General features: G+C 54.9%; 7 protein-coding genes. All 7 read right to left on the bottom strand.

The genetic code is table 11. From position 1 onward, the window contains the following. Positions 1-6: 6 nt before the first annotated feature. A complete protein-coding gene (locus G544_RS0115630) occupies positions 7-4083 on the bottom strand; it encodes a beta strand repeat-containing protein (RefSeq protein WP_027275471.1) in 4077 nt (1358 codons plus the stop codon). 45 nt (positions 4084-4128) lie between these two features. Then, positions 4129-8208 (bottom strand): calcium-binding protein, encoded by a 4080-nt coding sequence (locus tag G544_RS0115625; RefSeq protein ID WP_027275470.1) that lies wholly within the window; start codon positions 8206-8208, stop codon positions 4129-4131. Between the two features lie 34 nt (positions 8209-8242). Then, positions 8243-9517, bottom strand: a complete 1275-nt coding sequence (locus tag G544_RS0115620; RefSeq protein ID WP_027275469.1) for an HlyD family type I secretion periplasmic adaptor subunit — start codon at positions 9515-9517, stop codon at positions 8243-8245. Next, complete coding sequence (locus G544_RS0115615) at positions 9517-10110, bottom strand: hypothetical protein (protein ID WP_027275468.1); 594 nt, start codon at positions 10108-10110, stop codon at positions 9517-9519. Before G544_RS0115615 ends, G544_RS0115620 begins: the two co-directional genes overlap by 1 nt. Before the next feature lie 12 nt (positions 10111-10122). Next, positions 10123-11601: a TolC family protein gene (locus G544_RS0115610; RefSeq protein WP_027275467.1), complete on the bottom strand. Its 1479-nt coding sequence runs from the start codon at positions 11599-11601 to the stop codon at positions 10123-10125. 57 nt (positions 11602-11658) lie between these two features. Beyond that, positions 11659-13260, bottom strand: coding sequence for a sbcc family protein (locus tag G544_RS21410; RefSeq protein ID WP_027275466.1), 1602 nt, complete (start codon positions 13258-13260; stop codon positions 11659-11661). A gap of 1336 nt (positions 13261-14596) precedes the next feature. Further along, positions 14597-14734, bottom strand: a 138-nt coding sequence (locus G544_RS22215) for an autotransporter outer membrane beta-barrel domain-containing protein (RefSeq protein WP_147654622.1), incomplete at its 5' end; no start/stop codon positions are given.

Below are 14734 nucleotides of genomic sequence, written 5' to 3'. Positions count from 1 at the left end.
TCCCCGTTAAGCCCAGGACCAGGTAAAGGTCTGGTCGCCGTTGCTCCAGGTTTCACTTTCCGCGCCGCTGGAAGTCATGCTCCAGCCGCCGCCGGCAGTGATGTTGACGACGTCGGACGCATCGGTATTCAGCAAAATCGACGCGTTACTACCGTAGTTGCCGAATAGCCCGCTCAGGTTGACGTTCAGAGTGTCATTCTGGCCGTCGGAAAAGTCTAGCTTCTCAATGTTGGAAATGTTGAAAGCCGCGTCGCCCAGCGTAAACAGGCCGCCGCTGCCGCTTTTTCTAATTACGTCGTTGCCTGCGCCGCCGTCCAGCGCGTACTGGTGCAGGCTTAAGTTGTTGGAGATCTCAAAGACGTCGTCTTTTGCCGAACCGGTGATTTTGGAAATAGAAATTAGCGTATCCTGCGTGCCGTAGCCGTCCTGAACCTTGCCGGTGGTCAGATCGGCGACGATGCCCTTGGGTGATACGCTATAGTCTGCGGTGACAAATCCGTCGCCGCCGATCAGCGTATCGTTGCCACCCAGGCCGATAAGCGTATCGTCACCGCCGCCGCCGCGGATCACGTTACTACCGCTGCTGCCCTTCAGCACGTCGGCATAGGCGCTGCCGGTAATATTTTCGATATTGCTTAACGTATCGGTGCCGTTAACGCCCTTATTCGCTCGACTGGCGGAGAGATCAACGTTAACCGCAGCGTTCATCAGGCTGTAGTCGATGGTGTCAGTCCCCCCTTCACCGTTAATCGTGTCGTTGCCGCGGCTGCCGTAAATATAGTCATCGCCCTCTCGAGTCGAGATGATATTGTTGGCGTCACTGCCGTAAATGGTATCCGCATAAATAGAGCCGATAACGTTTTTGATACCGATAAGCGTATCCTGACTGCCGTATCCGTCTTCGCTCGTCACGCCCAGCGCCAGGTTAACCGTTACCCCTTTGTTTTTATTGGCAGAGTTGTAATAGGCGTAGGCCGACGCGCTGTTGCCGCCGTCCAGAATATCGTTCCCTGCGCCGCCTTCCAGATAGCCGGTTCCCGTCAGAACGTCATTATAGTTCGAGCCTCTCAGGTGTGAGATGCCGTTTAATACGTCCTGCCCGCCAAAGCCGTTGTCGGAGCTAAAGCCTTGCCCTGCGCCGTACAAATTGAGGTCTACGGTAACGCCGTGAAGAGCGCTGACGTACTCCACCCAGTCGCTGCCTCCGCCGCCGGTCACTACGTTGTTGCCGCCGTTAGTGCGAAATATGTCGTTACTGGCGCCGCCAACGAACTCATTCCCTTCGGTCAGGCTGCCGATAAAGGCGCTGCCAGTGCCGCTGGTCATGATCACTTTTTCAATATTGCTCACGGCTAGCGAACCGAGGGCCTGGTTAGTGCCGTTGCGCCCAGTAACGACGCCGGATGAAAGGTTAATCGTCAGCGAGCCGCCGAGAGAGCCAAAGTCGAGAACGTCAAATCCCTCGCCGCCGTCGACGGCGGCAACGCCGCTGGTTACCAAAAAGGTATCATCCTGCGACGTACCGACAAAACGATTAAACTGTGTAAAGGCGTCCGCGCCGTCCGCGCCTTTAAGCACCGTACCGGCCACCATATTGACGTTAATGCCTTCCGCCAGTCGGCTATAGTTAAGCGTATTGCTGCCGGCGCCGCCGCTGAGCGTATCGTTTCCTTTCGAGCCGTAAATCAGGTCGTCTCCGGCGCCGACGCTGATAACGTTATCGTTATCGTCGCCTTCAATAACGTCATTCCAGGCTGACCCGACAATATTTTGAATGTTAGCCAGCGTATCCTGCCCGCCAAAGCCGTTATCCAGCGCCTCGCCGTCTTTCAGGCTCACCACGATGCCCGACACCGCATTACTGTAGTTCAGGGTATTGTTCCCCGCGCCGCCGTCAATGTGATTGAGGCTGCCACCGCCCGCGACGATCAGGTCGTTCCCCTCGCCGGCGTCGATCGTGGCGCCAGAAGATCCCAGCTCGATATAGTCATCAAACTTGGAGCCGATGATGCGTTCAATGCCGGAGAATCGATCGATGCCGCCAAAGCCGTTGGCATAGGCGCGTTCGTCTTTCATGCTGATATTGACGCTTTCCAGCGCGTAGCTGTAGTCCAACGTATCGAAGCCGCTCCCGCCGGTAAACGCGTTATAGCCGTAGCCGGCGATGAACAGATCGTCGCCCGCACCGCCGTCCAATACCGCCCGGCTGCTGGCGTCTCCGCCAATGATAAGCGTATCGTTGCCAAGCCCGGCCTCAATCGATGAACCGCCGTTGCCACTGACGATGCGATCGTCAAAATCAGAGCCGATAATATTTTGAATATTAATAAGCGTGTCAACGCCGCCAAAACCGTTGTTTACCCGATTAGTGGTCAAATCGGCATCAATGCCGACCAGTGCGCGCGCATAGCTGGCGGTATTGACGCCCGCACCACCATTAAGCACGTTATTACCGCCCATCCCCATCAGCGTATCGTCACCGCCGCCGCCGTACAGCGCATTATCGGCAGCATCGCCAATAAGCAGATCGTTATGGCTGCTGCCGACGACGTTTTGAATATTTAAAATGCGATCGCTTCCGCCGAGCCCGTTGTCAGACGCAACGCCCAGGCTGAGATCGACGCTGACGCCGGAAGCGCTGGTGTCATAGTTCAGCGTGTTTATGCCGCTGCCGCCGTCAAGTACGTTATTGCCGCCACCGCCGCGCAGCACATCGTTTCCAGCTCCGCCCTGCAGGTAGTTATCCTGGCCGTCGCCCGTTAGCACATCGTCGAAGTCCGTACCGATAACGTTCTGAACGTTAGTCAACGTATACTGACCGTCGCTGGACGCCGTGCCGTTGGCCAGGTCGACCGTCAACGCGTTTTTCATGCCGCTGAAGTCCACGGTATTGCTGCCGCCACCGCCATCATAGGCACCGTTTCCGCTACCGGCGATGATAACGTCATCCCCGCTGCCGCCCGTCACGCTGACGCTGTTGGCGTGTGAGGCAAGCTGTATTTGGCCCTGGCCGTTAATAAGTGATGTCGGGTTATCTACCACCACGAACGTCATATTCTCTTGACGCAGCTCACCGCTGGAATCGGTAAAAGAGACGCTTGCGGTAAACATGTCGTACTGCGACTGCGGATAGATAAGCAGTATTTCACCCGGCATCAGGCCGTACTGATTCCCCTCCGGCGTTCCGCCGATAATGGCCTGATAGCTCGCCGGCAGCCCGTCAATAGACACGGAGCTGACGGCTTCATCAAAGCGCACAATCCGCGCAACCGTATTTTCCGGGAAGTATTCCGCATTTCGGACGTCGATCGTCCAGTTCGCGCTTTCGGCGGACAGGTCCGCCGACGTTGCCCCGTACTGAAGCACAATGTTTCCGTCAGTACGCGCAGCGTTGCTGCCGCTGCCGACCTGATAAACATGCGAACCTGCGTCGCGCCAGGCGCTAACCTGGAGCAGAGTCACCTTTGGATAGGTCACCGTCGGATCCGTCGAATCAGACGGCGCCGGGGACGGATCCGTGGCGTCGTCCGGCACGGTGCTAGCCTGAGTATGCTCTACCGACGGCGCGCCCGAACTCTTTTTAACCAGCGGGATGCTGTCATCAATGGTCGCGCGCTGGGCCAGTTCGGTCATGGTCGGCGTTTCCAGCTCGGCATAGGTGGAATGCTCCTCCACGTCGGTCTGGCCGCCGCCTTTGCTGTCGACAACGATGATGTCTTCAACCACCACTTCCTTTACGGTAACGTCGCCTTCGTTGCGCGTCTCCTTACCGATGCTCTCCGGAGCTCTGTCGCGCTCGGGAGATATTTCCTGCACCTGAGCTTCGCGAAGAATTTGCGCAGCGTCCAACGACTTGCCGTCGGTAAACGTGATGCGAAATATGCCCTTATGCAACGAGGCCAGTTCGGCGCCCATGGTAAAAACCAAGTTCTCACCGCCTGCGGTTTCAATAACGAGATCCGGCCCGTTAACCCTAAGCTTCACGCCGTCCGCACTCCACGAATACGGCACGCGGTTTTCCGCATAGGTAAAGGGAACGACCGATTTCATGGCGTGTTCCGGCTGCGGTAACTGATTGTTCATGTTCTTATTCCGTTAGTTGCTGTCGTACTCAATTCGACCTGCCCGTTAAGCCCAGGTGTGGCTAAACGTTTGGCTTCCGTTGCTCCACGTTTCGCTGTCGCTGCCGCTGTCTATCATCGACCAGCCCGCGCCGCTGAGGTTGACCGTATCAGACGCATCCGTATGGAGAGACATCGAGGCGCCTCCCACCTGACCGGTAAACAGCGTATTAAGGTCGATATGTACGTTGTCCGACGCGCCGTCGGCAAAGTCAAACCGCTCAACGTTGCTAATGTGAACGCCCGCACCTGTCAAATCAAAGGCCTGCCCGGCGCCGCTTTTCTTCAACGTGTCTATCCCCGCTCCGCCGTCAATCCAGTAGCTTAGGAGATCCGCGCTGCTGGAGATTTTGAAGGTGTCGCTATAGGAAGAGCCCAGGATCTTGTCGATTTGAACCAGCGTATCCACGCCGCCCAGGCCGTCGTTGACCGACCCCGTACTCAGGTTTGCGACAATGCCGGACGTCGACGTCTGGTAGCTTGCGGTCACAAAGCCGTTGCCGCCGATGAGCAAATCGTTGCCCGCCCCACCGATCAGCAAGTCGTTACCGCCGCCGCCGGTCAAAATATTGTCGAGCGCATTGCCGGTCAGCACGTCGTCAAAGGCCGTTCCCGTCAGGTTCTCAACCAGAGACAGCGTATCCTTGCCGTTTACGCCTTTATCCACCGCCCCGGTTGACAGGTTGGCGTTAACGGCGGCGTCCAACAGGCTGTAGTCCACGGTATCAATACCGTCACCGCCGTTGATCGTGTCGTTCCCCTTACTTCCGTAGATCAGGTCGTTGCCGTCAAAGGTAGATATTTGGTTGTCCTTAGAACTGCCATAGACGATGTCGCCGCTGTTGCTGCCTTGGATATGGTGGACGTTGATAAGGGTGTCCTGACATCCGTAACCGTCGTTGCTAACAATACCCGCCTCGAGGTCGGCAACAATCCCGGTGCCGACTTCTCGATAGTAGGCAATCGCGTTATTGCCCGTTCCTTCCAGCGTGTCGTTGCCGTTACGGCCGTTGAGAATGCTGTTCCCCGCCAGATAGTCATCATAGTTCGAGCCTTGCAGGTAGGCGATACCGTTGAGAACATCCTGACCACCGTAGCCGTTCACCGTCGCCATACCGTTATGGTTCGCGTCAACCCTGACGGTAACGCCGGAACGTGCTGAGGAATACGAGACCCAGTCCCAGCCGCCGCCGCCCGTAATGGTATTACTGCCGCCCATCACGTAGAACGTATCGTTGCCGTTGCCGCCGACAAACCAGGTGCTTCCCGAGGTGCTGGTATAGCCAACGCTGCCCGCGCTGGAAACGCCCTGCGGGAAAATGATTTTTTCAATTGAAATCAGCGACTGATCGAGGAAGCTGGCGTTACTTGCGTCATACTTCGTCGCTTTCCCCGATCGTAAATCAACGGTTATCCTGACGCTAAGCTGGCTGTAGTCCACCGTATCCATGCCCGCGCCGCCGTTAATCGTCAACGCTGCTTTGGGCGAGATAAAGACGTCGTTGCCGGAGGTTCCGGTAAACTGAGTGAATCCGGAGAAGATATCGATGTCGCCGTTGGATTTTGTCGTGCGCCCGTTGATAACGTCTACCGTGACGCCTCCGCTCACGCGGCTATAGTCCAGCCGATTATTTCCGGCGCCGCCGTACAGCAGGTCGCTACCCAAAGAGCCATAGATAACGTCATTGCCAGCGTTGCCATAAATCACGTCGTCGCCGTTCCCACCGGCAATTTCATCGTCAAATGACGATCCCAGGATCCGCTGAACGTTGGTCAAGGTGTCTTGACCGCCAAAGCCGTTACTCGTCACCGCGCCGCTAACCAAATCGACGTTGATAGCGGACAGCGCCTGACTGTAGTCGACGGTATTGGTCCCCGAACCGCCGTCAATGCGATGGTTCCCGGAGCCGGCGATAATCTCGTCATCGCCATCGCCCGCATTAATCGTGCTGTCGCCGTTGCCCAGAGTAAAGCGATCGGCAAACCGCGTGCCGACGATGGCGGAAATGCCTTCCAACGTGTCCATATCGCCAAAGCCGTTGTTGTACACCTGACCGGTTTGGAGATTAACGTCAATTCCGCTAAGCGCGCGGCTGTAGTCAACCGTATCGAAACCGCCACCGCCGATGAATTTGTTAACGCCGTAACCGGCGATAAACAGGTCGTCACCCGCGCCGCCGTCAAGGATCGCGCGGCTGGCGGTGTCGCCGTTGACAATCAGAACGTCGTTGCCGTTTCCGGCGCGGAGATAGTAAGAGCCGCGTCCGGTTATCATCTCATCGTCAAACGCGGAGCCTATCGCCTGCTGAATGTTGATAAGCGTATCCGTTCCGCCGTAACCGTTAGTCGCGCTCCCGGTAGAGAAGTCGACCCGAACGCCGTTGGCGCCTCTTTCATAGCTGACCGTATTCGTACCGGCCCCACCGTCAAGCACGTTGTTGCCGCCCAGGCCCATCAAAACGTCGTCGCCTCCACCGCCCTGAATGTGGTTGTCCGCGCCGTCGCCAATCAAGACGTCGTCATGAGCGCTGCCGATAATGTTTTGAATATTGAGTAGGGTATCTTGCCCGCCGAGGCCGTTGTCGCTCGCCGCGTTTGCGCTCAAATCGACCGAAACGCCACCGCGGGCGTCCGCGTAGGAAACCGTATTCACGCCGCTGCCGCCGTCAAGGGTATTGTTGCCGCCTCCGCCGCTGAGGCGATCGTCGCCCGCACCGCCGCGCAGCACGTTGTCGTTCGCGTCGCCGATAAGCACGTCGTCATAGTCAGAACCAATCACTTCCTGAATATTTACCAGGCCGTGCAGCTTTTTGTCGCTGCCCTGAAGTGAAGACGCCCCCTCAGACAGGTTGACGTTCAGCGCACGCGTCGCCTGCGAATAGTCAACGATATTATGCCCTGCGCCGCCGTCATAGGTTCCACGCTGGGAACCGGCAATGATGCGATCGTCTCCGGCCCCGCCGATGACGTTCACTTCGTTCATTTCGCTCGACAGCTGGAAGCGGCCTTCGTTATCAATATTGGTGCTGGGGTTATCGACAATGACGAACTTGGCGCTTTCGCTGGTCCGCACGCCGCCGGTGGAGGTATAGGTAAAGGTAAGTTCAAACGACGCCTTGTGCCCTTCAGGATAAATAAGCAGCATTTCATTAGGCTGTAGCTGATACAGCCGGCCTTCCGAGCTGTCGGCCGTAATCAACCGATAGCCGCCGGGCAGGCCGCTGACGGTAATGTCTCCCGCACCGCTATCCAATCTCAATACGCGTCCAACGTAGCCTTCGGGGATAACCTGCTGATTGTTCACCTGCACGGTCCACCCTTGCGTCTGAGACGACAGATCGATATTTGTCGCCGCATACTGAACGCTCCAGTCGCTGGAGCTGGCCGCTGCAGCGTTCCCGGTTCCGCCCGTCCACACGCGTCTGGCCTCATCGGCGATGCCAGACGTTTGCAGCAGCGACATCGGCATCACTGTCACATCGTTCCCTGAAGAGTCCGAGGGCGTAACGGGATTTGAAGGCTGTTCGGAAGCGCCAGAATAGTCTCCAGGGCCGGGCGTTTCGGGCGCCGTTCCCGACGATGAGGACTTCACTAAAAGCGATTCGACCAAGGGCTTCTTCGGCAGCGGCTCTATGCTGTCAGCCGAGATAACCGCCGTCGCAGACGTCCCTTCGCTCTCGTCGTCCACTTCACCGCCGAGGTCCTCTTCGATGATGACCTGATTGATCACTTCTTTAATCACCACGTTCTCTGGCAAACTCTCTGCCACTGGCTTGGCCTTCACCTCTTTACCGGCTCGGTTCATCCCCGGAGAGTCGAAATCCACTTTCGCGACCTGCAGCAGATCGTCGGAGTTAATCACCTTTCCATCGGCGAAGCTCAGCGTATAGAGGTTATTGTTGAGCGAAGCAAGCTTAGCGCCGAGCGGCAGAATCAGCCGCTTGCCATCGTCGCTTTGGACGACCAGATCTGACCCGCTGATTAACAGCTGAACCTGTTCATAGTTGAGCGGAATGTGGTTATCCGCATAGGTTACCGGAATGACCGATACCGCCGGCGACGCCGGTAATGGAAGTTCGTTCGACACGTTTTGTTCCTTTTATCCTGTCTACCGTATTCCGCTACGGTTCTGAAAGCGCTAATTTGGCGTTGTTTAATAAGGGTTTAAAGAAATACTCCAGCGGCGTTCTCTTTCCCGTCAGCAGATAGGCGTCCACCCCCATGCCGGGGTATATCGCTTTCTCGTACTGGCCTTCCGGCACCTCAATGCTGACCAGGTAGTAGCGCCCGTTTTGCTCGTCGCTGACGGCGTCGGCGCTGATGACCGTAATCTTGCCGTCCAGCGTATCGGCATACGATGAGCTAAAGGCGCTAATATGCAGGCGGGCAGGCATCTTTTCCCAAATGCGGTCACGGTCTTCCGGACGCACTTTGACTTCCGCAATCAGCGGCACTCTGGTCGGCGAAATTTCGATAACCTCTCCGCCGGACTTAATCACCGCGCCGCTGTGGGCGACAAACAGCTTTTGCACTACCCCGTCAACCGGGCTAATGATGCGCGCATTGGCCTTACGCCCAACGCTTGCGCTGTTTTGTACGTCGACCCGGCTCAGGTCCACTTTGGTTTGGCTCAACTGCTTTTGCGTCTCTGACATAAAGTCCGCCAGAGCCTGATTGGTACGTGCCTGATATTCATCCAGCTCGCTTTGTACTTTGGGCAGCCGGAGCCTCGCCTCGTTAAGGGAGGTTTGAACCTGCTGTAAATCGGCTCGTTTTTGCAAAAGCACCGCCTCTGCGGCAGCGCCCTTCGCGACCATAGCGCTGTAAAGATTGACCTGGCTTTGCGACAGCGACAGCTGTTTGGTTAGATCGTCGACTTTGGTGGAGAGCTCAACCAACTGGGCCTTTCGCTGCTCAACCTGCGCACGGTTAACCTGCTGCTGCTCGCGCAGCGCGGTTTGACGAGACAGATAAAGCCGATATTCGCTGTCGGCGATTTTGTCCGTTTCAGCGTTGCCGGTAGGCTCGGGGTTAAACGCCTCACCCGCCAACTCCTGCTGTAGACGCCGCTCGCGAATAAGCAAGGCCTGGCGCTCAACCTCGCTTTTGGCAAAGTCTTCGCTCACCAGGCTGTTGTCGATAATCGCGATGAGCTGTCCCTGTTTTACCGTTTCGCCTTCGTGTACCAGCAGCTGGCTCACAACGCCGCCCTCCGGATGCTGTAACAGCAGGTTGCGGCTCTCAACGCGAATAACGCCGCTGCCCTTCACCAGTACGTCAAGCTCAAAGCAGCAGGCCCAAACGATAAACAAAAAAAACGCCAGCAGAGTGTAGCCCGCAATTCCCTGCGGGAACCACCTGCTCAGCGAGCGGACGTGCTTCAGCCCGCTCAACATTATTGCCCTCCCGCCGCAGCGGGCGCGCTGTTTACGGAATGACTGGGGATCTGAGCGTCGTTCAGATCCTCATTTCCAACGCTATTGTCGACTTTCCCGGCAGAAATGCTGGGGTTCTTGACGTAAATCGCCACGAACTCGTCCTTGGCAACGTTGACCGAAGAGTTATTGATCGTGACCCGCGCGGTTGGAATGTCGTGCTGCTGCATAATCCTCAGCACTTCCAGACTGCGGTCGTACTGCACCGTCAGGTTAACGCCTACCTGAGTATCGTTTTGCACCGCCGCGTAAATAACGGCGCCGTTTTTACTGATGCCGTCGCGGTGCGCCTCTAGCCACTTCACCAGCTCCTGCTGATTTTTCGTTCCGAGGTAGTTTTGATTGGTATCCAGCGCCAGGCGCAGCTCATTCGCCAGCGGATCCTGACCGACCGCACGGATCTCTACCTGCCGCTGCTGGCTAAGTTTCACGCCCACGTTTTGCTGAGCAACGATAAGCAAGACCTGGAAGATCATGGAGATAAGAAGATAAACCAGCAAAAGCACGGTCATCATATCTACATACGCAGGCCAAAAGTGTCCATTTGATTTCATAGCCCGTTCCTCTTAGCGCAGGTTAAGCGTCTGAATGCCGCTGTTGACCTGTCCCAGCAGCATGTAGAGCCCCATAACGGAGAGATAATAGTCATACTGAGACGAGACCCGCCCTACGCTTGCGTTGAAGAAGTCCGTCTGTACGCTGATAAGATCGTTCAGGCTGCGGTTCCCCAGTCGAAACTCCTCCAGATAGAGCGACTTCGTCCGTCCGGCATCCAGCTTCGCCTGCCCTTGGATCTTCCAAAGCTCTCTGGCGTTGACGGCGTCGTTAGAGAGGTTGAACGCCATTTCGTTGACGTCGCGCTGAAGCTGACCATAGCTTGCCTCAGCAACCCGCAGTCGAGCCATCGCCTGGCCAATGCGGGACGAGTTAATTCCGCCGTCCAGAACCGGCACGCTGACCTGAAGCGCGACGTTCCCGCCGAGGTAGTTATTGTCCAGGCCGTCCGGGCGCTGGAAAGGCCGCTTATAGGCGCCAACAACGTCCACGCTGGGATAGCGAGCAGCCTGAGCGACAGAGACGTCCTCTTTGGCGCTGTCGAGCTCGGCCAGCTTTGCCTTGATGCCCGGGTTTTGTTGCAGAATACTGGCGACCATTGCGTCAAAGTTCGTACCGCCGGGAATATCCGCCAGTTCGGCCATTTCAACCGCAACGTCGATCCCCAGCAGGCTGCGCAGCTTCTGCTTTGCTTTAGCCAGCTGAAGGTCTATCGTTTTTTGCCGGTTTTCTGCATTCGTCAACGCCAACTTGCCGCGGATCAACTCCGACTCGGGGGAACCACCGCCGGCGACCCGAGCGGTCAGGGTATTGACCAGATCGGACGTCACCTTAACGTAATCTTTCGCCGCAGCCTGAAGCAGGGTATAGCGGCGCACGTCGAGGTACGCCTTGGCGGCGTCAAAAGAGACCGAGTTAATTTCATTCTCAGCGCCCAGCGTCGCCGAGCGGTGAACGTTCTCAGCGCTGCCGACGGCATGGCGGGTCCGCCCAAAGTCCATCAGGTTATACTGCAGCGTTAGCTGCATTTGGGAGTATTCGTCGTAAGAGCGCGACACCTGAGAACTGCGGTCAGAAATCCAGTCCGCTGTCTTTACCATCGCCTGCAGCTTGGGGTAATAACCGGCCTTCGCTTCATCAATCCGCTGCTCCGCTTCATCCACCCTGGCCATGCTGATGACCGTTCTTAAAGAGTATTCGTGCGCCCTGTTGAGCGCGGCCTGCAAAGAATAGGTTGTCGACGCGCCGACGGACGCCGAAGCGCTCGGTGCGATTTGCGAACGTTTATCTTCGCTTTTCTTACCTATAGTTGCGGAAGAAGAGAGGCCTATGGCCTCTCCCTCGCTCATCGTCCGGGGCGCGCTGTCTTCATCCTTTTGGTTTAAAGCTGGCGTCGCCTGCGTTTGCGTTTCATCCACGTTGGAACTGCACCCCGTTAACCACAGCGCGCAAAGCGCGGTGCTAACGAGCATCCCTTTTTTTATTTTCATTTTTTTACTTATTTCTTTTTATTCAAAAATCTGCGTTCAATAACCAATGCGCGAGCCTCAAGCCGGCTCATCGACGTGTAATGGCTTGGCATGCGCCGTCTCAGCCTTCTCTGCGTGCAGCGCTTTGCGGCACTCTTCAATCAGGGCACGGCTGGCGGAAGAAACGGAAACTCCGGCTTCCGTTATCTGGCTTACGCATTCAAGCAGCGCCCCGTTTTGAGATCTGACCGCCTGAACGATACTCTCGGCGTCGCCGCTTCCGGCGCGCAAAACGGACTCAAGGGTCAGCAACTGTTGACGTCCGCCCTGCATTTCCACATGCAGCCCCTTCAAGCTGTCCGCCACCTGTTCAAAGGTGCCGCTGACCTGAATTCGGTTAGCGTTAAGATGACCGGACTGCTCAACCAAAACCTGGCGCATATGCCCCATGGCGTGATTGATTTCATCAAGCGTCGCGTTCTGTTCGCTCAGTTTTTCACTCTGTTTGCCGGCGCATTGGTTCAGCTCGCTGAGCTCATAGTGAACGTTCTTCAATCCGTCGGTCCCGCGTTCCTGAACGATGAGGGACTGTTCCAGAAGTTCGCCGTTCGCAGACAGCCGCTGATTGGTGCTTTGCAGCGCGGTCACAATGCCCTGCTGCTGGTTAACCGCGCCCTGCAAAAGCTCGATAACGCGCAGATTATGGGCGTCAACGGCATTCATCGTCTGTTGATGGTTGTTTTCCAGGCTTTCTAACGCGCGACGCTGGCTCTCAGCGATCGTCTGCTGGCTTTCAAATAGCTTTTCCTGGCTATGAAGAAGCTTGTTCAGATAGCTCACGCTTTCATGCTGCTGGGCCTGCTGAACCTCGGTAAACTTCAAAATGGCCCGCAGCAGGCGCTCGATCTCATAGTTCTGGCCGATCCCGGTCGGCACGCCCTGGCTGGCAATGCCGACGCGCCCGTCAGTCAGCGCACACTCACCGCTTGAATAGGCCGGTTCGGTATTGGCCAGATGGGTGTGAACCCAGCCGTCAACGTCGGAATAGAGGTGATCGGAGGCGGTGCTCAACATATGGGCGATAAGTCCCATAACCAGAGAGCCAAGCAGACCCAGTAAAGAGGCGGTAAACGCGGCGGACATGCCCCCCAGCGGCGCGGCCAGTCCGTCGAGCAGCGCGGATATCTCGCTATCGCCGGAACTCATAACGCCAATCGCGGCCTTGATGCTGCCCATCGTCATGATAAGCCCGATAAAGGTTCCCAAAAGCCCTAAGCCGACGAGCAAGCCGGAGATATATTCAGCGCCGGTAACCTTACGCATCAGCGACTCTTTAAAAGACTGCAGCAGCGCGTTTCTCACTTCATTATTGGAATGAATCAGATCGGAAACTCGGCTTTCCAACATCTTGGTCGCGCCCCGTAGGCGAGCCGGCGCTTCGTCTGAAATGCTGCGCTGTGAGAAGCGCCGCCAGTCCCTGATGGCTAAAGCCAAAGAGAGAGACACGAACAGAGAATAAAGAACGCCGATTATCTGAACGCCAATGATGCTTGCGTTGACCAACGGCGAGTGTTCGATAGTCACCAGCAGATCTTTTGCGAAAAAGAAATAGCCACAGATGATGATAGTAATAATGATAAATACAAATCGTAGCGATCGATTTGCTAACGTTAACGACATGAATACAATCCCTTAATAAACTGACCTATATTGTTTTTTTATTAAAAACGTTGAAATTTACCTTCCAGAAAATATCAACGCATAAAGAAACAACCGACTCATCCACACAAAACTTAACGACGACCGTTCATTTAATTGATAGGGCCTTATCCCTCATCAAAAACGGTTCCCTTTGTTCCTGCCGCGCCCTGTCAAAGCGGACCTATACAAACAGCAGTTACGCTCCTCCAAAAACGGCTAGCGTAATGCAGCATCAAAACCTGCGCTTTTTCCGACGTTCAGCTATGCGCCACGCCGGTCCTTGGGCTGGAGCTCGGTGCTCCACTTTAACAACGGACCTCTGAAATCAGCCTATGAACCCTAACTACGCGGTATACGTTGCTCATAAGCGGCCTATCATTTAATGATTTTTATTTTCTTTAACAGAATGAATGGATTATTGATCGCCGCTTTTTTATCTAAAAAACGATAACGTTCAGCTGGCTGATAAAATATGAAAGGCTTTAAGTAATCCATATTTATTCAGATGATGAGTCCACCGCTATTCTTAATGATATTCCGTTATATAAATTCAGCTTTTACTGCAAATCTGGCCACTAAGAAAAATAAGCCTTTACCCTAAGCACAAATGAATACTATCAATAGACGGATAAGAACAGAAGCTTAGCCTCAAATATCACAAAATATAGTTTTTTAATCTAGATAAATGCAGATTCACATGTTTAAAAAACAAATAGAGGCGGTATGCGATCTCATTACCCGGCTAAATTTTGATATCAGCGTGATTAAATATTAACCAACTTTGTTTTAAAAAAACAAGTAACACAATGATATTATTATATTTTTATTTTTCTATGTTTTAGCCATTTACGCAACACGCAAAACGTCGAGCATTTGCAGCACCGTTTCCCCTCTCGTTAACAGAAAATCACGGTTTAATCTTTATTGGAGTAACAAAGCGGCATGCTCAGCCCATGGGCAATGTACCAAAAGCGATTGAGCGGACTTAGCACCATCACAGGAGCCGGCCTTACGCCGGCCAAACGCGCCATCAGGCATGCCATATTCCAATTCTTAGGGTATTTACGGTTGGTAATAACATTATTCATATAGGGATATTAAACAGAAAATATAAAACCCTTTTGAATAAATATTCAAACAGGTTGTAAAAAAAGCACTAACGTGAATATTGAAAACAAGGAAAAACTAGATTCCTTTAATACAAACGGAGGGTCAAAAAATAACGCATAGAGCAGTAATCCACCGTGCATCCCTACTTCCGTTATAGCTACGCCCCTCCAAAAGAGGAGAGGCGTAGCATATCCTTGCTTTCGTATTAGAACCGGTACTTAACCCCCAACGTCACCGCCGTGTCGCTGTAGCCCTTGTCGCCCAGCTGCTGCGCCACGTTGCTCCACAGGTTCAGATTGCGGTTCAGCTGCCCCTCGGCCCCCAGCTTCAGCTCGCCCACGTT

The organism is Leminorella grimontii ATCC 33999 = DSM 5078 (assembly GCF_000439085.1).
Classification (GTDB): Bacteria; Pseudomonadota; Gammaproteobacteria; order Enterobacterales; family Enterobacteriaceae; genus Leminorella; species Leminorella grimontii.
The sequence above is the reverse complement of the archived record's forward strand: the minus strand, read 5'-3'. Positions and strand labels throughout refer to the sequence as shown.